Origin of the sequence: Streptomyces fildesensis (genome assembly GCF_016107395.1) — a bacterium.
GTDB classification, from domain to species: domain Bacteria; phylum Actinomycetota; class Actinomycetes; order Streptomycetales; family Streptomycetaceae; genus Actinacidiphila; species Actinacidiphila fildesensis.
On the sequence record NZ_JAAIKO010000018.1, the window covers coordinates 120594 to 140479 of the forward strand.

21 protein-coding genes are annotated in these 19886 nt (G+C 71.1%); 13 read left to right on the forward strand and 8 right to left on the reverse strand.

All coding sequences use genetic code 11. The annotated features are described in order from the left end of the window. Positions 1-14 precede the first annotated feature (14 nt). Positions 15-698, forward strand: a complete 684-nt coding sequence (locus tag C6N31_RS23320) for a thymidine kinase (RefSeq protein ID WP_138357497.1) — start codon at positions 15-17, stop codon at positions 696-698. Here the strand turns inward: C6N31_RS23320 and C6N31_RS23325 are convergent. Continuing rightward, entirely contained in the window at positions 679-1452 is a 774-nt protein-coding gene (locus tag C6N31_RS23325) for a VOC family protein (RefSeq protein ID WP_138357498.1), read from the reverse strand. The genes C6N31_RS23320 and C6N31_RS23325 overlap by 20 nt on opposite strands. Positions 1453-1666: 214 nt before the next feature. Between C6N31_RS23325 and C6N31_RS23330 the strand changes: the two genes are divergently transcribed. Further along, a complete protein-coding gene (locus C6N31_RS23330) occupies positions 1667-2494 on the forward strand; it encodes a sulfurtransferase (RefSeq protein WP_138357499.1) in 828 nt (275 codons plus the stop codon). Positions 2495-2582: 88 nt separating this feature from the next. On the opposite strand, the gene sepH is transcribed toward C6N31_RS23330, so the two are convergent. Continuing rightward, on the reverse strand, positions 2583-3647 hold the full coding sequence (gene sepH / locus C6N31_RS23335) for a septation protein SepH (protein ID WP_138357500.1): 1065 nt from the start codon (positions 3645-3647) through the stop codon (positions 2583-2585). Positions 3648-4072: 425 nt separating this feature from the next. Between sepH and C6N31_RS23340 the strand changes: the two genes are divergently transcribed. Next, positions 4073-4897, forward strand: coding sequence for a hypothetical protein (locus C6N31_RS23340; RefSeq protein ID WP_232485538.1), 825 nt, complete (start codon positions 4073-4075; stop codon positions 4895-4897). A gap of 22 nt (positions 4898-4919) precedes the next feature. Here C6N31_RS23340 and C6N31_RS23345 read toward each other — a convergent pair whose 3' ends face one another. Continuing rightward, positions 4920-6248 (reverse strand): D-arabinono-1,4-lactone oxidase, encoded by a 1329-nt coding sequence (locus C6N31_RS23345; RefSeq protein WP_187145044.1) that lies wholly within the window; start codon positions 6246-6248, stop codon positions 4920-4922. Continuing rightward, entirely contained in the window at positions 6199-7449 is a 1251-nt protein-coding gene (locus C6N31_RS23350) for an MFS transporter (protein WP_198358092.1), read from the reverse strand. Before C6N31_RS23350 ends, C6N31_RS23345 begins: the two co-directional genes overlap by 50 nt. A gap of 115 nt (positions 7450-7564) precedes the next feature. Here C6N31_RS23350 and C6N31_RS23355 point away from each other — a divergent pair, with 115 nt between their 5' ends. The 3 genes from C6N31_RS23355 to C6N31_RS44055 all read left to right on the forward strand — a co-directional run bounded on the left by C6N31_RS23355 (position 7565) and on the right by C6N31_RS44055 (position 11957). Continuing rightward, positions 7565-8692 (forward strand): ferrochelatase, encoded by a 1128-nt coding sequence (locus C6N31_RS23355; RefSeq protein WP_198358093.1) that lies wholly within the window; start codon positions 7565-7567, stop codon positions 8690-8692. 8 nt (positions 8693-8700) lie between these two features. Next, the gene (locus tag C6N31_RS23360; RefSeq protein ID WP_269283935.1) at positions 8701-9489 is read left to right on the forward strand and encodes an inositol monophosphatase family protein; all 789 of its coding nucleotides are present in this window, start codon (positions 8701-8703) and stop codon (positions 9487-9489) included. A 242-nt stretch (positions 9490-9731) separates the two neighbouring features. After that, a complete protein-coding gene (locus C6N31_RS44055; RefSeq protein ID WP_269284054.1) occupies positions 9732-11957 on the forward strand; it encodes a right-handed parallel beta-helix repeat-containing protein in 2226 nt (741 codons plus the stop codon). A gap of 161 nt (positions 11958-12118) precedes the next feature. Here C6N31_RS44055 and C6N31_RS23375 read toward each other — a convergent pair whose 3' ends face one another. After that, entirely contained in the window at positions 12119-12292 is a 174-nt protein-coding gene (locus C6N31_RS23375) for a hypothetical protein (RefSeq protein ID WP_187145045.1), read from the reverse strand. Between the two features lie 237 nt (positions 12293-12529). Between C6N31_RS23375 and C6N31_RS23380 the strand changes: the two genes are divergently transcribed. From C6N31_RS23380 to C6N31_RS23395, 4 genes are all read left to right on the forward strand, one after another. Further along, positions 12530-13183 (forward strand): response regulator transcription factor, encoded by a 654-nt coding sequence (locus tag C6N31_RS23380; protein WP_138357505.1) that lies wholly within the window; start codon positions 12530-12532, stop codon positions 13181-13183. Positions 13184-13188: 5 nt separating this feature from the next. Next, complete coding sequence (locus C6N31_RS23385; RefSeq protein WP_381585986.1) at positions 13189-14463, forward strand: sensor histidine kinase; 1275 nt, start codon at positions 13189-13191, stop codon at positions 14461-14463. A 473-nt stretch (positions 14464-14936) separates the two neighbouring features. Next, the gene (locus tag C6N31_RS23390; RefSeq protein WP_138356502.1) at positions 14937-15239 is read left to right on the forward strand and encodes a DUF4193 domain-containing protein; all 303 of its coding nucleotides are present in this window, start codon (positions 14937-14939) and stop codon (positions 15237-15239) included. Next, positions 15158-16000, forward strand: a complete 843-nt coding sequence (locus C6N31_RS23395; RefSeq protein WP_417791642.1) for a hypothetical protein — start codon at positions 15158-15160, stop codon at positions 15998-16000. The genes C6N31_RS23390 and C6N31_RS23395 overlap by 82 nt, the downstream gene beginning before the upstream one ends. Here the strand turns inward: C6N31_RS23395 and C6N31_RS23400 are convergent. Beyond that, positions 15987-16433 carry a DUF3093 domain-containing protein gene (locus C6N31_RS23400; protein WP_138356504.1) on the reverse strand — a complete coding sequence of 149 codons (447 nt, stop codon included), beginning with the start codon at positions 16431-16433 and terminating at the stop codon, positions 15987-15989. The genes C6N31_RS23395 and C6N31_RS23400 overlap by 14 nt on opposite strands. Before the next feature lie 47 nt (positions 16434-16480). Then, complete coding sequence (locus tag C6N31_RS23405; protein WP_138356505.1) at positions 16481-17365, reverse strand: SDR family oxidoreductase; 885 nt, start codon at positions 17363-17365, stop codon at positions 16481-16483. 89 nt (positions 17366-17454) lie between these two features. On the opposite strand from C6N31_RS23405, the gene C6N31_RS23410 reads away from it, so the two are divergent. Genes C6N31_RS23410 through C6N31_RS23420 form a run of 3 tightly spaced genes read left to right on the forward strand, consistent with a single transcriptional unit; the run spans position 17455 to position 19372 of the window. Then, positions 17455-18060: a PaaI family thioesterase gene (locus tag C6N31_RS23410; protein ID WP_138356506.1), complete on the forward strand. Its 606-nt coding sequence runs from the start codon at positions 17455-17457 to the stop codon at positions 18058-18060. After that, positions 18057-18590 (forward strand): dUTP diphosphatase, encoded by a 534-nt coding sequence (dut, locus tag C6N31_RS23415; protein WP_138356507.1) that lies wholly within the window; start codon positions 18057-18059, stop codon positions 18588-18590. Before C6N31_RS23410 ends, dut begins: the two co-directional genes overlap by 4 nt. A 2-nt stretch (positions 18591-18592) precedes the next feature. Next, on the forward strand, positions 18593-19372 hold the full coding sequence (locus tag C6N31_RS23420) for a DUF3710 domain-containing protein (RefSeq protein ID WP_138356508.1): 780 nt from the start codon (positions 18593-18595) through the stop codon (positions 19370-19372). Here the strand turns inward: C6N31_RS23420 and C6N31_RS23425 are convergent. Next, a partial coding sequence (locus tag C6N31_RS23425) for an IS630 family transposase (protein ID WP_198358094.1) occupies positions 19369-19886 on the reverse strand: 518 nt, incomplete at its 5' end. The two genes, C6N31_RS23420 and C6N31_RS23425, sit on opposite strands and share 4 nt — an antisense overlap.

Consider the following 19886-nt stretch of genomic DNA (forward strand, 5'->3'; position numbering starts at 1 on the left):
CCGACGTCCTCCTCATGCCCGAGCTTGTGTTCTTCTCCGGAACGATGGACTGCGGAAAGAGCACCCTCGCTCTTCAGATCGAGCACAACCGCTCGACGCGGGGGCTGCAGGGCATGATCTTCACCCGCGACGACCGGGCGGGCGAGGGCGTGCTCTCCTCCCGGCTGGGCCTGTCCACCAAGGCGATCGAGGCCGCCGACGACGTCGACTTCTACGGCTATGTGGTTTCGCACCTGTCGGGCGGCGGCCGTGCCGACTACGTCCTGGTCGACGAGGCGCAGTTCTTCGCGCCCGCCCAGATCGACCAGCTCGCCCGGATCGTCGACGACCTGGGCCTGGACGTCTTCGCCTTCGGCATCACCACCGACTTCAGGACCAAGCTCTTCCCCGGATCGCAGCGGCTCGTCGAGATGGCCGACCGTATCGAGGTCCTGCAGGTCGAGGCGTTGTGCTGGTGCGGGGCCCGCGCCACCCACAACGCCCGCACCATAGACGGCCAGATGGTCGTCGAAGGCGCGCAGGTCGTCGTCGGCGACGTCAACCGCCCGGCCAGCGAGGTGGGTTACGAGGTGCTGTGCCGCCGTCACCACACCCGGCGGATGACGGCGGCGAGCGCTCAGGCCGCGACCCTGTCCCCGGACGTCCTGCCGGTGGACCAGGCAGTCGACCGGAACGGGGTCAGCGGGCCGCGTCGATGACGGTGAAGACGGCACCCTCGGGATCGGCCACCGTCGCCAGCCGCCCGTAGCCGGAGTCACGGGCCGGCTGCAGCACCCGGCCGCCCAGCTCGACCACCCGGCGGGTCGCCGCGTCGGTGTCCGCCACGGCGAAGTACGTCATCCAGTGCGCGCCCCGGTCGCGGGGCAGCGACTGGCCGACGCCGTGGATCCCGGCCACCGGGCGGCCCTTCAGCCGTAGGGTGAGGTAGTCGAAGTCCGCCGCCGCCTCGGGCTCCGTCTCGTACCCGAAGACATCGGTGTAGAACTTCGCGACGGTCGACGACTCGCGCGTCACCAGCTCGTTCCAGGCCAGCGTGCCCGGCTCGCCGATCACGTCGGCGCCGGGGTGGCGCTGGGCCTGCCAGATGCCGAAGACCGCGCCCGACGGGTCGACGGCCACCGCCATCCGCCCCTCGTGGTCCGCGTCCAGCGGGCCGACGCCCACCGTGCCGCCGCACTCACGGATCAGCTCCGCGGTGACGTCCGCGTCGTCGCAGGCCAGCAGCGTGGTCCAGGAGACCGGCAGATGCCGGTCCTTCGGGCCGTCTCCGATCCCGGCGATCTGCCGCCCGCCCAGCTCGGCCCGGACATAGGGGCCGAGGTGCTGCGGTCCCTCGTGGAACTCCCATCCGAACAGGGCACCGTAGAACTCCTGGGCCGCATCCAGATTGTGTGCCATCAAGCTGACCCAGCAGGGCGTGCCGGGGGGACGCCGGCTCGGTACCTCGGTCATTGAATTCTCTCCTCGGGGCCGGCGCGCGGGGCATTCGGGGGAGGTGCCGAAGTCGATGGTTCCACCACCGGGCCCGCGGTGCGCCCCGGCCGCGCCGCATCCAACCCCTAAGTGCTGAATAGTGCCCGTTTTGGTATTTGACTTCCGTTTCGAGACGGTGGCCGCGCGATGGCGATCAGTCGAACGTCCGACGTGTGAGGCCCACAATGGACGTATGGAACCCATTATCGCTGCAGCCGAACTCGCGAGCGAGCTGAGCCGGACCACCGTCCTCGACGTCCGCTACCAGCTCGGGGCCCCTCCGGGCCGTCCGGAGTACGAGGCGGGCCACATTCCCGGAGCGGTCTACGTCGACCTCGAATCCGAGCTGGCCGGCGAACCCGGCGCGGCCGGCCGGCACCCGCTGCCCGACCCGGAGGTCTTCGGCGCCGCGATGCGCGCGGCCGGTGTCAGCGCCGACCGTGACGTGGTCGTCTACGATGCCGCGCAGGGCTGGGGCGCCGCTCGCGCCTGGTGGATGCTGCGCTGGACCGGCCACACCCGGGTCCGGGTCCTGGACGGCGGGCTGGCCGCCTGGACCGCCGCCGGGCTGCAGCTGGAGACCGGAACGGCGGATCCCGCCCACGGTGACTTCACCCCCGCCGTCGGATCGACCCCGCTGCTGACCGCCGAGGACGCGGCGGCGCTGGCCCGGCGCGGTCTGCTGCTCGACGCCAGGGCGGGCGAGCGCTACCGGGGCGAGGTCGAGCCGATCGACCCCGTCGCCGGCCACATTCCGGGCGCGGTGAGCGCTCCGACCACGGAGAACCTCGCGGCGGACGGCCGTTTCCTGCCGGCCGAGGTGCTGGCGGCCCGGTTCGCGGAGCTGGGCGCCAAGGACTCCGCCGAGGTCGGCGTCTACTGCGGCTCCGGCGTCTCGGCGGCGCAGGAGGTGCTGGCGCTGGCGGTCGCGGGCATCCCCGCCGCGCTGTACGTGGGTTCGTGGAGCGAATGGACGGCCGACCCGGACCGCCCGGTCGCCACCGGCGCGCAGCCGGGCTGACCTCGGAACAGGGCCCCGGACAGGGGTAGGGCGAACAGGTAAGGGGCGGCGCACCAGGTGCGCCGCCCCTTACCGTCGATTTCTGCGGTTACTCCTGCTTCTTGCGGCGGCTGCCGAAGACGATCTCGTCCCAGCTGGGCACCGTCGCCCGGCGTCCCGGCCGGACACCGTCCGCCTCGGCCTGCCGGTCCGTGGTGCCGACCAGCCGGTCGCGGTGGCCCGCGACGGCCCGCGGCATCAGGACGTCCGCGTAAGCGGAGCCCGCACCCGTGCTCGCCGCGGGCGGAGCGGCCTCCTCGGCCGCCGGCTCCTCCGGCTGCTCCGCCGGAGCGGTCTCCGGGGGCGCGGACGGCGGTGACGGTACGACCATGTCGCCGCGGAAGCTCGGCACCGCCTCCAGCAGGCTGGTCAGCGAGTCCCGGTCCTCCTCGGCACGTTCGGCACTGCGCTCCTGCGGCCGGTCGGGCCGTTCCAGCTGCCGGTCGAGCGCCCGGTCCAGCGGGCGGTCCCTGGGCAGCCGGGCGATCCGCGGCACGAAGGGGAAGCTCGGCGGCTCCTTGGAGTCCTGGGTCTCCGGGGTCTCCTGCTGGGTGGTCTCGCCGATCAGCGCCCGTGCCTCGTCGTCCACGGCCTGGACGAGCCGCCGGGGCGGGTCGTACGTCCAGCTCGCGGAGTGCGGTTCACCGGCCACCCGGTAGACCAGCAGGACTTCCCAGGTGCCGTCGTCGCGCCGCCAGGAGTCCCAGAGAACGGTCTCCTTCTCGGCGCCGCGCAGCAGCAGCCGCTCCGCGACCGCTTCACCGAGCTGCGGTCCGGCGCTCTCGCCGTGCCGCCGCACCGGGGTCTTCCTGGCCCGCTCGGCCATGAAGGCGCGCTCGGCGAGCACCGGACCCTCGAAGCGGCGGACCCGTTCCACCGGAATACCGGCGGTCTGGGCGACCTCTTCCGCTGAGGCTCCGGCTCGTATCCGTGCCTGGATGTCCCTTGGCCGCAGGTGGCTCTCGACCTCGATCTGGCCGAGGCGGGCACGGTCATTGCGTACCGCTGCCCGGAGTCGCTCGTCGATGGGGAGCGAGTATTCCGTGCTGTCTGCAGCCTTGAGCACCAGTCGTGTGCCGTCGTTGCTGACGGCCACGACACGCAGTTCGGGCATGGGAACCTCCCGGGTGGTGCCTGCCGACGTCACGTGCGTCGCTGCTCCCGTTGGACGAGTGTGGCCTGCCCAGGTGCGGCACGCCACAACCTTGCAGGGTTACCCGGCGTGTCGGGCAGGTGCCGTGACTCGCCGTTATGGGACGGTGACCAGTTGACCACTCAGAGTGACCAAACGCGGCACCCCGGGATGAGCACCGCCTCCGGGCTCCCCTCCCGTTGGTCCGGGCAACCGGACGGGAAGCCGGAGCCAGGATTCGCCACAGTACTCCATTCGGGCCACTGGGGTGGGTTGCGGCGCTGCCGAAGTTCTTCCGCGACAAGGGAGTTGAGTGGCGAGGCTCACAGAATGGCCGCAAGTGGAACTACTGCCTTCGCCCATATGTCTCTTCTCTGTGCAAGGAGGATGAGATCGGCTACCCAGGTATGGATATGGACGAAAAGGACGAGCGCGAGGAAACGTCCCAGCGGGGACGGCTGGACCTGAGCGTCCCCCAAGTGGCGGGCAGTGCGCTGGCGGCCGTGACCGCGGCACTCCTGGCGTCGCAGCTCGGTGTGTACGGGACGATCATCGGCGCCGGCGTGGTCAGCATCGTGGCCACCGCGGGCGGCACGGTCTTCCAGCACTTCTTCCGGCGCACCGGCGAGCAGATCCGCACGGTGTCCACCCGGCACCTGCCGGTCTCCGTCCCGGGGACGGACCCGGAGGCGGGCTCCGCCCGGCTGCTGGAAGAGCTGCCGCCACCGGGCGAGGACGGGATCCCCGACGGGGAGTACGGCGAGGCGACCGTGCACGGCACGACCAAGCGCGGCTGGCGCAAGTCGGCGATCGGCGCCGTGGTCGTCTTCGTGCTGGCGATGGGCACCGTCACCTCGATCGAGCTGGCCACCGGATCGGAGCCGTCGGTCACGGCGGTCTTCGACGGCGGCGGATCGCACCACCGGCCGCCGGCCGACCGGCCGAGCGCCCCGGCCTCCGATCCGGCCCGCACCCCCGGGGACACCCCCTCGCCCGGATCGTCGACGACTCCTTCGGAGTCCTCGTCGCCGTCACCGACCCCCTCGGGGAGCGGCAGCGGCTCGCCGACGCCAGATCCCAGCGGTTCCCCGTCCTCGGGCGGCAGCCCGAGCACCAGCACCTCGCCGACCCCGGACCCCGGCCAGTCCTCGGACGACGGCAAGGGCGGGGCGGGCGGCAGCGCGTCTCCCGGCGCCCAGGGGGCCGCCGCGGGCGCCGGGACGCAGAACTGAGCGCGTAGGACCCTGAGCGGTCCTACGCGCCGAGCACCCGCCGCAGGTAGTCGTTGCCGAAGAGCCGCTGCGGATCCAGCCGGTCGCGCAGGGCGGTGAACTCGCCGAAGCGCGGATAGACCCCGGAGAAGTACTCCGCGTCACGGGTGTGGACCTTGCCCCAGTGCGGCCGGCCCTCGTGCGCGGTCATGATCTTCTCGGCCGCGGTGAAGTACTCCTGGTAGCGGCTGCCCCGGTACATGTGGACGGCGATGTACGCGCTGTCGCGGCCGGAGGCGGTGGACAGGGTGATGTCGTCGGCGGGCGCGATCCGCACCTCCACCGGGAAGCTGATCCGCAGCCCCGACGACTCGACCATCGCCTTGAGCTCGCGGATCGCCCCGACCGCGGCCTCGCGCGGCACGGCGTACTCCATCTCCACGAACCGCACCCGGCGCGGACTGGTGAAGACCTTGTACGCGATGTCGGTGTACGTACGGGCCGACAGCGCGCGGCTGGAGACCTTCGCGATGCCGGGGATGGTGCCGGGAGCGGCCTTTCCGAGCGAACAGGCGGCCTGGAACAGGCCGTTGGAGAGCAGCTCGTCGTCGATCCAGCCCTTGACGGGGGAGAGCGGGGCGGCCGGGCCCTGACTGCGGTTGTTGCGCTTGGTGTTGCAGCTGTCGGTGTGCGGGAACCAGTAGAACTCGAAGTGCTCGTTCTCCGTCGTCAGCTGGTCGAACTCCGCCATGACCCGGTCGAAGCCCATCGGCTCCTCGCGGGCGGTGAGCAGGAACAGCGGTTCGACCGCGAACGTGATCGCGCTGATCACCCCGAGGGCGCCGAGCCCGAGCCGGGCCGCCGCGAAGACATCGGCGTTCTCGTCCGCCGAGCAGGTCAGCACCGAGCCGTCGGCCAGCACCAGTTCCAGGCCCTTGATCTGGGCGGATATCGATCCCGAGTCACGGCCGGTGCCATGGGTGCCGGTACTGGTGGCGCCCGCCACCGTCTGCTCCATGATGTCGCCCATATTGGTCAGCGACAGGCCCTCGGCGGCCAGCGCCGCGTTCAGCTGGTGGAGCGGAACCCCCGCCTCCACGGTGATCGTGCCGCGCTCGCGGTCGATCTCCCGGATCGCCGCCAGCCGGTCCGGCCGGATGAGGACCCCACCGGTGGCGGCCGCGGCGGTGAACGAGTGCCCGGTGCCCACGGCCTTCGCCGTCAGCCCGTCCTCGGCGGCCTGGCGAACGGCGGCGGACAGCTCGTCCACCGAGGCCGGCGACACACTGCGCCGCGGCTGGGAGGTGACGTTCCCCGCCCAGTTACGCCACGCCTTCTCGGCGGTTCCGTTCATCGTGCTCGTCGTGCTCATACGTACGCGCCCCCTCCTGCTCCGGCGCCGGCCGCAGCCGGCGGAACCCCAGGACCGCCACCACCACGGCGAGTGCCCCGGCGGCGGCCGGTACCGCGAACGCCGCCTCCGCCCCCGACGAGTCGATCACCCACCCGGACACCGAGGCTCCGAGAGCCACGCCGACCGTGATGCCTGTGCTCACCCACGTCATGCCTTCGGTCAGCTTCGCACGCGGTACCAGCTGTTCGACCAGGGCCATGGTGATGACCATCGTCGGTGCGATGGACAGGCCCGCGGCGAACAGCGCTACGGCCAGGAACCACAAGTTTCCGACCAGTAGGAGCGGGATCATACTCACAGCCATCACGCACACACCCACCAGGAAGCCCCGGGAGGCGGGCCCCTTCAGCCGGAGCAGCCCGAAGGCCAGCCCCGCGACGCAGGAGCCGAACGCGTACACCGCGAGGACCAGGCTGGCCGCGGCCTTGTGGCCCAGCTCGTCGGCGAAGGCCACCGTCGTGACCTCGACCGACCCGAAGATCGCGCCGGTGCAGGCGAAGGTGGTCACCAGCACCTGGAGGCCGGGGGAGCGGAGCGCCGAGCCGCCCGCGTGGGAGGCCGTGGGGTGCGGGACCGGTTCCGTCGAGCGCTGAGCGGTCAGCAGGAACGTGCCGATCGCGAGGAAGACCGCCGCGAGCAGCGGGCCGGCCTCGGGGAACCAGACGGTGCACAGCCCGATCGACAGGATCGGGCCGACGATGAAGCAGACCTCGTCGACCACCGACTCGAAGGAGTACGCGGTGTGCATCGCGGGGGTGCCGTGGTGGATCACCGCCCAGCGGGCCCGGACCATCGCGCCCAGACTCGGAGTGGCGCCCGCCATGACGGCGAAGACGAAGAGCGTCCAGTCCGGCGCGTCCCACACGACGCACAGCAGCAGCCCCGCCACGGCCATCACGGTGACCCCGGCCGCCGGGCGCAGCACGCGGCGCTGCCCGTAGCGGTCGACGAGCCGGGACACCTGCGGGCCCATCACGGCGCCGGACATCGCGAGCGTCGCGGAGAGCGCGCCCGCCAGCCCGTAGCGGCCGGTGACCTGGGAGATCATCGTCACGATGCCGATGCCCAGCATCGACAGCGGCAGCCGGCCGATGAAACCGGCGGCCGAGAAACCCTTGGTTCCAGGTGCTGCGAAGATCGCGCGATACGGGCTGGACACGGGCACTCCACGGCGTCTTCGCCGGCGTCGGTAAGGCTTGTGACTGTCCTCCACAGGTTACGTGGCAGGGCAATCGCTTTTCTGGACGCCGGGCACCAGTGGCAGGATCGGACCCATGTCCGATCACAACGAGGCCGGTCCCGCGGCCGTGCCCTATGACGCGCTGCTCCTGCTGTCCTTCGGCGGCCCCGAGGGACCCGACGACGTCGTCCCGTTCCTGGAGAACGTCACCCGCGGCCGGGGCATCCCGCGGGAGCGGCTCAAGGAGGTCGGGCAGCACTACTTCCTGTTCGGCGGGGTCAGCCCGATCAACGCGCAGAACCGCGAGCTGCTCGACGCGCTGCGCAAGGACTTCGGCGAGCACGGCCTCGCCCTGCCGGTCTACTGGGGCAACCGCAACTGGGCGCCCTACCTGGTCGACACGCTGCGCGAGATGACCGACGACGGGCACCGCCGCATCCTGGTGCTCGCCACCAGCGCCTACGCCTCCTACTCCGGCTGCCGCCAGTACCGGGAGAACCTGGCCGGCGCCCTCGCCGAGCTCGCGGCCGAGGGCCGGCCGGTGCCGAGCGTGGACAAGCTGCGGCACTACTTCAACCACCCCGGCTTCGTGGAACCCATGACCGACGCGGTCCTCACCGCGCTCGGCGAACTGCCCGTCGAGGTCAGGGCCGGCGCCCGTCTGGCGTTCACCACGCACTCCATCCCGACCGCCGCCGCCGACACCTCGGGCCCGGTGGAGGGCCACGGGAACGGCGGCGCCTACGTGGCGCAGCACCTGGACACCGCCCGGGTGATCGCCGACGCGGTACGGGAGGCGACCGGCACCGAGCACCCCTGGCAGCTCGTCTACCAGTCGCGCAGCGGCGCCCCGCACATCCCGTGGCTGGAGCCGGACATCTGCGACCACCTCGCGGAGCTGCACGAGGGCGGCGTGCCCGCCGTCGTCATGGTGCCGATCGGCTTCGTCTCCGACCACATGGAGGTCAAGTACGACCTCGACACCGAGGCGGCCGCCAAGGCCGCCGAACTGGGGCTGCCGGTCGCGCGGGCCGCGACCGTGGGCGCCGACCCCCGGTTCGCCGCCGCCGTGCGCGACCTGGTCCTGGAGCGGGCGGCGAGCGAGCGCGGCCTGGCACCGCGGCCCTGCGCGCTGGGCTCGCTCGGTCCGAGCCACGACGTCTGCCCGGCGGGCTGCTGCCCGTCCCGGAGCCCCAAGCCCGCTGTCGCGGGCACCGACTGAGGAGAGCCGTGAGCACCGAACTGCTGGAGATCGCGCTGGAAGCCGCCCACAAGGCGGGCGAACTGCTGCGCACCGGCCGGCCGGCCGACCTCGGGGTGGCGGCCACCAAGTCGAGCCCGATCGACGTCGTCACCGAGATGGACATCGCCTCCGAGAAGCTGATCACCGAACTGATCGCGAAGCACCGTCCCCAGGACGGCTTCCTCGGCGAGGAGGGCACCGAGAGCCCGGGCACCAGCGGGGTGCGCTGGGTCGTCGATCCGCTCGACGGCACCGTCAACTACCTGTACGGGCTGCCCTCCTGGTCCGTGAGCATCGCGGCCGAAGTGGACGGCGAGACGGTGGTGGGAGTCGTCGCGGCCCCGATGCGCGGCGAGACCTACCGGGCGGTCCTCGGGCAGGGCGCCTTCGTCAACGACACCCCGGCCCGGCCGCGCCCGGTGCCCGAGTTCGCGCACGCCCTGGTGGGCACCGGCTTCAGCTACCTCACCGACCGGCGGGTGACGCAGGCGGAGGTGCTGCGCACCCTGCTGCCGAAGGTGCGCGACATCCGGCGCGGCGGATCCGCCGCGATCGACCTCTGCGACGTGGGCTGCGGACGGCTGGACGCGTACTACGAGCGCGGCCTGAATCCCTGGGACTTCGCGGCCGGCGCCCTCTTCGCCCGGGAGGCGGGCGTCCGCACCGGCGGGCGCCCCGGGCAGGCTCCCTCGAACGAGCTGACCGTCGCCGCGGGACCCGGCCTCTTCGAGGCGCTCCAGGGCCTGCTGGAGGACCTGGGAGCCTGGCACGACTGACCTGGACCGGCACGGCCGTCCGCGGGCGGCAGCGGGTCGGGCAGCGCTCGCGGGAAGGGCGCTCCGGGTGCTGTGTCAGGGCCCTGTGAAATGATCGCCGAGCGGCTCAAGGGGGGCCGTTCAGCATCGTTCATGGGGGAATCATCAACATTCGCATAGGCGCGTGGGGCGCCGCCGCACTGCTGGGGGCGGTCGCCCTTCCGGTCGTCCTGCAGCCGGCCGCGGCCGCCGCTCCGGCCAACCTGTATGTCAACAACGCGGCGTCCGCGCACTGCACGGACACCGGCTCCGGCCTGGAGGCCAAGCCGTTCTGCACCGTCTCCGCCGCGGTCGCCGCGGTGCAGCCCGGCCAGACGGTGCACATCGCGCCGCAGGGGACCTATCCCGAGCAGGTCAATCTCACCAAGTCGGGCACGGAGGCCGCCCCGATCACTCTCGTCGGGGACCCCGTGTCCTCATCCGGGGTGTGGTCCAGCGCCTACTACTCGGCCACCATCGGCAAGCGCGACGCCGGCGGTACGGCCCGCGGGCTGACGATCAGCGGCGCCCAGCACATCCGGATCAAGAGCCTCAACTTCGCCGCCGTCGACGAGGGGGTGCGGATCGAGAACTCCTCGGACGTGTCGTACGTCAGCGGATGGGTGACCGGGGCCGCCACGGCCGCCGTCCACGTGCTCGGCACCTCCGAGAAGGTCACCGTCGGGCGCCTGAACCTCGACGTCATCAGCGGTCCCGGCATCGTGGTGGACCCCGGTGTCAAGGGCGCCGTGCTGACCACGAACCACGTGAACGCGTATGACGGCGACGGGATCTCCGTCACGGACTCACCCGGCGCGGTCGTGGTGGGCAACTCCGTCTTCAGCCGTTGCCACGACGGCATCGTGCTGGCCGGGGCCTCCTCCGGTGCGACGATCGCGAACAACGTCATCGCGCCGACCGACGTGCCCGGCTGGGACTCCTTCGAGTGCTTCTCGGAGCACCCCACCCGCCTGACCGTGGCCCCGGGCTCCGTCACCGGAACGAAGACGGACTACAACGTCCTCAGCACGATCGACGGCCGGTCGGCGTACAACTGGGCGGGCACCGCGTACGGGTACCAGCCGGCCTTCAGGTCCGCGACCGGCCAGGGCACGCACGACTTCTTCGCCGATCCGCTCGTCCCCTGGAAGGGCGACAAGCACGCCAAGCCGCTGCCGGCCATCGACTCGGCGGACATCACCGCCCCCGGGATGCTCGACGTCGACTCCCAGGGCAACAAGGCGGTGGACGACCCGCTGACGCCGAACAGCGGCGGCGGCCACCGGGACCGGGGTGCCCGGGAGTGGCTGGACGTCGGCAGCCTCTACACCCCGCAGGGGCCGACGCGTCTGCTGGACACCCGCTCGTCGCATGGTGACGCCACGCAGCTGCCGACGGCCGTCTCCATGCAGCTTCAGGTGACCGGCCGGAACGGGGTGCCGGCCACCGGCGTCACCGCGGTGACCCTGAACGTCACCGCCACCGGTACCACCGGCGCGGGCTTTCTGGCCGTCTACCCGACCTATTCGAAGCCGATCGCCTCGAACCTCAACTGGGCGGCGGGCGACACCGTCGCCAACCTGGTGACCGTTCCGGTGGACGACAACGGCCGGATCACCATCCAGCGCGGTGGTCAGGGCACCACCGATGTGATCGCCGACCTGGCGGGCTATTACAGCGCCAAGGGAAGCGTCTTCACCACCGCGGGCCCCACCCGGGCAATGGACACCAGGAACGGCACGGGCGCGCCGCAGGGCGCGGTCCGCTCCGGCGGCTCCGTCGATCTCCAGATCGCGGGTACCAACGGCGTCCCGGCGACCGGCGTCACCGCGGTGACGCTGAACGTGACGACGACCGCGCCGACCGCCTACGGCTTCCTGACGGTGTACCCGCACGGCGCGACCCGTCCGGTCGCTTCGAACCTCAACTGGGCGCCGGGCAGGACCGTCGCCAACCTGGTGACGGTCCCCGTGGTGGACGGCAAGGTGTCCTTCTACAGCGGCGGCACCGGCCCTGGCACGGTGCAGGTCATCGCGGATGTGGCCGGCTACTACAGCGGCCAGGGGCACAACACCTTCCACGCCGAGACACCCTTCCGGGTGCTGGACACCCGTAAGGCCGACCTGAGCGACTGCACCGACCAGGACCGTCCGGCCGCCGTCATCCCGCCCGGCGGGACGCTCGATGTCGCCCTCAACTGCTACCAGACCTCCGATACCACGTCGCTCACGCTCAACGTGACGGTGACCGGCACGGGCGCACCGGGCTTTCTGACGGTGTACCCGCACGGGCGGCAGAAGCCGGTGGCCTCCAACATCAACTGGATCGCCGGTCAGACGGTCCCGAACCAGGTCGTCGTCCCGATCGGGGACGGCAAGATCTCGTTCTTCAACGGCAGCGGCGGGAACATCGACCTGGTGGTCGACGTCCTCGGCTACCACTCCGTCTGACCGCTCGGCCGACGACCGCCCGCTGCCGCACGCCCGTCCGGGTGCGGCAGCGGGCACGGAAGCGCCCCGGCACCAGGGAGGTGTCCGGGGCGTGCCGACGGCTGCTGCTCTGCCGTTCCGGTTCGGGGGCCAGGGCCTGGCGGCCCGGCCGGGCGTACTGGTCAGGCGACCTTGGACTGGATGTGCACGCCGTGTTCCGCGGCCAGGCGCCGCAGATCGTCGAGCTCGCCCTGTTCGACCTCGGCAAGGAACTCGTCGCCGGCCTCACGGGCGTGGTGGAGGTCGGATTCAGTGCTGTGTATCCGCTGCAGGATTCCGGTGGTGAATGCGTCCATCAGCTGGCGCCCCCTCGTCGTCGTCGTTGACACGGGGTGTGTCAAAGCCCATAACGGCGCGGCGGGAAGCGCGTCGGGGCTTGGTTGGTGGGTGTACGACGGGTCCTCCCCGGGCCCGGCGACGAGGAAACCTCGAGCGGACGACGAATTCCGGTCCGGTCGCCACTTACCGCCGGTTTACGGCCGTCCGGTGCAGGATGGGAGCACATTCGTACTGCTCACGGAAGGAACAGCGCCTTGCGCGTACTGGTCGTCGAGGACGAGCAACTGCTCGCCGATGCGGTTGCCACCGGACTTCGCCGCGAGGCCATGGCCGTCGACGTCGTGTACGACGGTGGCGCCGCCCTGGAGCGGATCGGGGTGAACGACTACGACGTCGTGGTCCTCGACCGTGACCTTCCGGTCGTCCACGGTGACGACGTCTGCCGGCAGATCGTCGGGCTGGGGATGCCGACCCGGGTGCTGATGCTCACCGCCGCCGGCGATGTGAGCGACCGGGTGGAGGGGCTGGAACTGGGCGCCGACGACTATCTCCCCAAGCCCTTCGCGTTCAGCGAGCTGACCGCACGGGTCCGCGCGCTGGGCCGCCGGACGACCACGGCCCTGCCGCCGGTCCTGGAGCGGTCCGGCATCAAGCTCGACCCCAACCGCCGGGAGGTCTTCCGGGACGGCGCCGAGGTGCATCTGGCGCCGAAGGAGTTCGCGGTGCTGGAGGTGCTGATGCGCAGCGAGGGCTCGGTGGTCTCCGCCGAGCAGCTCCTGGAGAAGGCGTGGGACGAGAACACCGACCCGTTCACGAACGTGGTGCGGGTGACGGTCATGACGCTGCGCCGCAAGCTCGGCGAGCCCCCGGTGATCGTCACCGTGCCGGGCTCCGGATACCGGATCTGACCGGCGTGACCACTTCCTCCGCCCCGCCCCCGCCCCCCGCCAGGCCACCCGCCGACCGGGCCGCTCCCCGCCGCCCCGGCTGGGACCTGCTGCCGGCCGAGGCGCCGCCCCCGTGGCTGCGGCCGACGATCCGGATACGGCTGACGGTCCTGTACGGCGGCATGTTCCTGATCGCGGGCGTCCTGCTGCTGTGGATCAACTACCTGCTGGCCGCACAGGCGCTGCACCAGGGCATGGAGCTGCCCTTCCGGCTGCTGGGCGCCAATGTGCAGCCGACGGACGCGTGTCCCAATCTGCAGAGCAGCAGCGGCAGCAGCACCATCGACCAGTTCAACGCCGCGCTGAACATCTGCATGCAGCACCAGCGCGAGCTGGCGCTCAACACGCTGCTCAGGCGCTCGCTGATGGCCCTCATAGGGCTGACCGTGGTCGCCTTCGCCTTCGGCTACGTGATGGCCGGGCGGGTGCTCTCGCCGCTGGGCAGGATCACCCGCACCGCGCGCGGCGTGGTCAGCTCCGACCTCAAGCGCCGGATCGAGCTCGACGGCCCTGACGACGAGCTCAAGGAGCTCGCCGACACCTTCGACGACATGCTCGACCGGCTGGAGCGGTCCTTCGACGCGCAGCGCCGCTTCGTGGCCAACGCGTCGCACGAACTGCGGACGCCACTGGCGATCAACCGCACGCTCCTGGAGGTGCAGCTGGCCGACCCGGAGGCGTCGGCCGACCTCCAGCAGCTCGGCAAGACTCTGCTCGCCACCAACGAGCGCAGTGAGCAGCTCGTGGAGGGCCTGCTGCTGCTCGCCCGCAGCGACAACGAGATCGTGCACCGCAAGCCGGTGGACGTCGCGGAGGCGGCCTCCCAGGCCCTCGACCAGACCCGCGCCGAGGCGCAGGCCAAGGGCGTGGAGCTGCGCAGCGAGCTCGGGCCGGCGGTGGTGCAGGGCAACGGCGTGCTGCTGGAGCGGATCGCGCTGAACCTGGTGCAGAACGCCGTCCGGTACAACACGGCCGACGGCTGGGTCGAGGTGACGACCGGCACCGAGGCGGGCCAGGCCCTGCTGATAGTGACGAACACCGGCCCGGTGGTGCCCGCCTACGAGGTGGACAACCTCTTCGAGCCCTTCCGCCGGCTCCGTACGGAGCGAACGGGCAGCGACAAGGGCGTGGGCCTGGGGCTGTCCATCGCGCGCTCCGTGGCGCGCGCTCACGGCGGCTTCATCTCGGCGGAGCCGAGGGAGGGCGGTGGCCTGGTCATGCGGGTGGTGATCCCGCTCTGACCGCGAACCCGGCGGCGGACCCGGTGGCAGGGTCCGCCGTGGTCGGCCGAAGTCTTCCGAAGGGTCTTCCGAGGGCCGCAGAACCCCTCGTGAGGGTCGGATCGTGTTCGCTTTGCGAGTAATTTCGCGGTCTGTGAATCGAGGGGAGCTGGTGTGATTGATCACACCTGGAATTCCGGTCCTGCCTACCCTGCGTGATCACTACGCCCGAAAAAAGACCGGAAAATCCATGTTTCCGCTGGTCATGATCACGGGAAGTACACGTGTTGGCACGAGTGATGTGCGACTTTCAGACCGGAACAGGTCCTGATCGGCCACTGCCACGATCACCTCATCCGGGGTGACGTTGGGTGTCGATTGAGTAACAGGCCTTGATGTGAGGCAAAATCTCCGCCTCAGGTCGGGCACAAGTCCGGCCTCCCGCGCGTTACGTGCGCAGACACCAGCAGATACCCAGAGGGGGAGAGCGACACATGGCAACGGATTACGACACACCACGCAAGACTGACGATGACGTCAATGAGGACAGCATCGAGGAACTGAAGGCTCGCCGGAACGAGAAGTCCACGTCCGCGGTGGACGTCGACGAGTTCGACCAGGCCGAGTCCCTGGAGCTGCCCGGCGCCGACCTCTCCAACGAGGAGCTTTCGGTCCGGGTGCTTCCCCGGCAGGCGGACGAGTTCACCTGCATGACCTGCTTCCTGGTGCACCACCGCAGCCAGCTGGCCGGCGAGGCGAAGAACGGCGACCCGATCTGCCGCGACTGCGCGGCCTGAGGCAGCGGGTAGCCGTGAAGGGCTCGCCTGAGGGCCGGGAGGACGACGAGCGGGGCCGTGCGGCCTCGCTCGCGGCCGCCATAGGGCGCGGGGTGAAGAGCGGGGCCAGGAAGGGCGGCAGGGGCGCGCGGGTCGGTATGGGCTCGCTCGCCGAGCGGCTCGTCGACGCGGCCCCGCGCATCCCCGTGCGCGACCTGGACACACTGCGCAAGCAGTTCCCGGGTCTGGGTCCCGAGGACATCGCGGACAAACTCATCGCCGGTGCCGTCAAGGGCACCATGACCGTCGGAGCAGGCGTGGGAGCGGCGGCGATGCTGCCGACCCCGCCCGCCATGCCGGCGGAGCTGGCCGCGGAGACGCTCGGCGTCGCGGCGGTCGAGTACAAGCTCATCGCCGAGCTGCACGAGGTCTACGGGCTCCGTGCGGCCGGCACCGTACGGGAGCGCGCGACCGCCTACCTGTGGTCGTGGACCGAGCAGCGCGGCATCGACGTGCTCAAGCTGTCCTCGCTCAACGTCGCACTCGGCGGCAAGATGAAGCGGGAGCTGCGCCAGCAGCTCATCAAGCGCACGGTGCGGAACCTGCCGACGCTGACCCCGTTCATGATCGGCGCGGCCGTCGGCGCCACGATGAACCGGCGCGACACCAAGAGGCTCGCGGAGAAGGTCCGAAAGGACCTGCGTGCCGCTCAGATCCCCTGGGACGCGCTGCCCGGCCCCGAGCTGCCCCAGGCTCCCCCGCCTCCCGCTATCGAGCTCTGACGGCCTCCAGGGCCTGTGCCAGGCGCTCCGGGGAGCGCGTCGACAGATAGACATACGGCGTCGGGTCCGCCGGGTCCGTGATCTCCACCTTGAGCGCGGTCGGCACGTAGCTGCGCAGCAGCATGAAGGCGCGCGGGTTGGCCTTCCGCCCGCGCCAGGCGATCGTCTCCGCCGGGTCCAGCACCGTCGCCTCGCCCAACGCCGCGACCGGGATCTTCGCCTCGCCGGCGACCAGCGAGCCGGCCACCACCCGGATCCGCGCCGAACCGTACGAACTCAGGCCCATCGCCGCCAGCGCGGTCCCGCCGGCCAGACCCGCCAGCATCGGCAGCACCCCGAAGGGGAAAAGGATCAGCGCGGCGGAGACTCCCGCCCCCAGAGCCAGGAGCCACCAGGAGCGCGGGACGGTGAGGCGTTCGTCGTAGGGCTGCATGGCACCCAGCTTGGCAGACGCTTTCCGGCCGTCCACCGCCCGGCCGGTCACTTCCCGCGCAGCCGGTCCACCGCCCGCGCCACCCGCGGCGGGGCGGCCCGCAGACCGCTCGCGAGCTGCTTGGCCCAGTCCGTCGCGACGGTCGGCGCCAGCACGTCCAGGGCCGCCGCGGAGCGGGCGCCGCCGCCCACCAGGTACCGCGCCAGCGGGCGCCGGGCGTTCAGCGCCTTGAGGACCGCCAGGGCCACCGGACGCGGACCGGGCAGCGTCCGGGCGTCGCGCACCACCTGGTCGGCGCCGGAGTACTGGTCGCGGTAGGCCGAGGTCCGCCCGGCCGGCAGCAGCTCCGCGCCCTGCTCCCAGATCCCGGTGCGGTGCGAGCCCGGCTCGATCAGCACGACCTTCACACCGAAGGACTCGGTCTCCATGCGCAGCGCGTCCGTCACCGACTCCAGGCCCTGCTTGCTGGCGCAGTACCAGCCCAGCATCGGCAGCGAGACCCGGCCGGCGACCGACGAGATGTTGACGATCCGGCCGTCCCGGCGCTCCCGCATCGCCGGCAGCACCAGCCGGGCGATACGGGCCGGGGCGATCAGGTTCGTCTCCAGCTGGCGCCGCACCTGCTCGTCGCCCACGTCCTCGACGGCACCGGGCTGGGCGAAACCCGCGTTGTTGACCACCGCCCAGGGGCCGCCGTCCGTCATCATCGCGATCTCCGTGAACGCCTGGACGCACGACGTCGCGTCGGCCACGTCCAGCAGTACCGTCCGCACCGCCGCCCCCGTACGTTCCACCACCGCCCGCAGTGTCTCGGCCTTCTCCGGCGTCCGCACCGTGCCGATCACGTCGAATCCGGCGTGCGCGAGCTCGAGGGTGACGGCGAGGCCGATGCCTCGGCCGGCTCCGGTGACGACGACGGACTTGGGACTCATGTGCGCTCCGGTCAAGGTGGGGTGGAAGCCGGTACGGGTCAACGGACGGCCGACGGGAAAGGATCCCGCAGGAGGGTAGGGTCTCGGGCGTGAGTGGAGCTACCGCATCCGAGAGCCCTGGCCGGCCGGGCCTGAAGCCGCCGCCAGACGCAGGCCTGCCCGTACGGCATCCCGGTGCGCCCGCGCCCGGCGAACTGCTCGGGGCGCACTACGACCAGTGTTTCGGCTGCGGCGAGGGACAGCCGCACGGACTGCACCTGGAATCCCGTGCGGGTGATGGCGTGAGCGTCACCGCGGAATTCACCGTACAGACCGCCCACCAGGGCGCGCCGGGCCTCGCGCACGGCGGCGTGCTGGCCTCGGCGCTGGACGAGACGCTCGGCTCGCTGAACTGGCTGCTGCAGGTCATCGCGGTGACCGGCCGGCTGGAGACGGACTTCGTCCGCCCGGTGCCCGTCGGCACCACCCTGTATCTGCGGGCGCACTGCCGCGCGGTCGCCGGACGGAAGATCTACAGCACCGCCGAGGGCCGGATCGGCGCCCCCGACGGCCCGGTCGCGGTCCGCGCCGAGGCCCTGTTCCTGGAAGTGAAGCTCAACCACTTCACGGACAACGGACGTCCCGAGGAGATCCAGGCCGCGATGTCCGACCCCGACCAGGTCAAGGTCGCCCGCGCCTTCGAGGTGAACCCGTGAGTGAAGCGGCACGGCGTCCCGTGGACGTTCTCATCCGCCGTCTCGACGACTCGGTGCCCATTCCGGCGTACGAGCACCCCGGCGACGCGGGAGCCGACCTGGTGACCACCCAGGCCGCGGAACTCGCCCCCGGCGAACGAACGGTGCTCCCCACCGGCGTGTCCATCGCGCTGCCGGACGGGTATGCGGCCTTCGTGCACCCCCGCTCGGGCCTCGCGGCCAGGTGCGGAGTGACCCTCGTGAATGCCCCGGGAACGGTCGATGCCGGGTACCGTGGGGAGATCAAGGTGATCGTGGTCAACCTGGACCCACGCGAGAGCGTGCGGTTCGAACGGGGAGACCGGATCGCCCAACTGGTCGTCCAGCAGGTCGAACGGGTCCGCTTCCACGAGGTCGCGGAACTTCCCGGTTCTGCCAGGGCCGCTGGGGGCTTCGGCTCCACCGGGGGGCATGCCTCGGTAGGTGATGCCCCCGACGGCCAGACCAGTAATGGATTCGCTTCGGTCGTTGCAGACCGGGAAGGACAGTGACCGTGTTCCGTCGTCGTCGCAAGGAGCGCGAAGACGCCCTCGACGAGCTCGAGGGCGCGAGCCCGGACGAGCTGGCCGAAGACGCCGAAGACGCCGGGGAGTCCGACGACTCCGGCGAATCGGGTCGGTACAACCTTCCGCCCGCCCCCAGGCCCGACGGGCCCTGGGACCTGAGCGAGGTCAAGCAGCCCGGCGAGGGCCGGGTGGACCTCGGCGGACTGTTCGTGCCCGGTGTCGAGGGCATGGAGCTGCGCGTCGAGGTGGCCGGTGAGTCGATCGTCGCCGCGACCGTGGTGCTGAACGACAGCGCTGTCCAGCTGCAGGCGTTCGCCGCCCCGAAGTCCGAGGGCATCTGGGGCGAGGTCCGGGACGAGATCGCGTCCGGCATCACCAAGCAGGGCGGCATCGTCGACGAGATCGAAGGTTCGCTGGGCTGGGAGCTGCGCGCGCAGGTGCCCGTACAGCTGCCGGACGGTACGAACGGTGTGCAGCTGGTCCGCTTCATCGGCTGTGACGGCCCGCGCTGGTTCCTGCGCGGGGTCATCTCCGGCCAGGGAGCGGTGCAGCCGGAGGCCGCGGGCCTGCTGGAGACCGTCTTCCGCGACACCGTCGTGGTGCGCGGCGAGACGCCGATGGCGCCGCGCGACCCGATCGTGCTGAAGCTGCCGACCGACGCCCAGATGGTGCCCGAGGGCATCGCGCAGGAGGAGACCGAGGGGCCGAAGTTCGGCGACGGGCTCGACCCGTTGCGCCGCGGCCCGGAGATCACCCAGATCCACTAGTGTTTTGAGTCGGGAATTCTGTTCAGATATGAGGCGAGGCGTTCGAGGATCTCGTCTGCGGTCTTCGTCCAGAGGTAGGGCTTCGGGTCGGTGTTCCATGCGGCGATCCAGTTACGGATGTCCTTCTCCAGGGCCTGGACGGACTTGTGGACGCCTCGCCGTATCTGTTTGTTGGTCAGCTCGGCGAACCACCGCTCGACAAGGTTCAGCCAGGACGATCCGGTCGGGGTGAAGTGCAGGTGGAAGCGGGGGTGGGCCAGCAGCCACTTCTTGATCGCAGGTGTCTTGTGGGTCGCGTAGTTGTCGCAGATCAGATGAACGTCCAGGCCGGCCGGCACTTCCTTGTCGAGTTTGATCAGGAACTTCTTGAATTCCTCGGCCCGGTGGCGGCGGTGCAGGGACCCGATCACTTTGCCGGTGCCGACCTCGAGCGCGGCGAACAGGGTGGTGGTGCCGGCACGGACGTAGTCATGGGTGGCTCGCTCGGGAACTCCGGGCATCATCGGCAGCACGG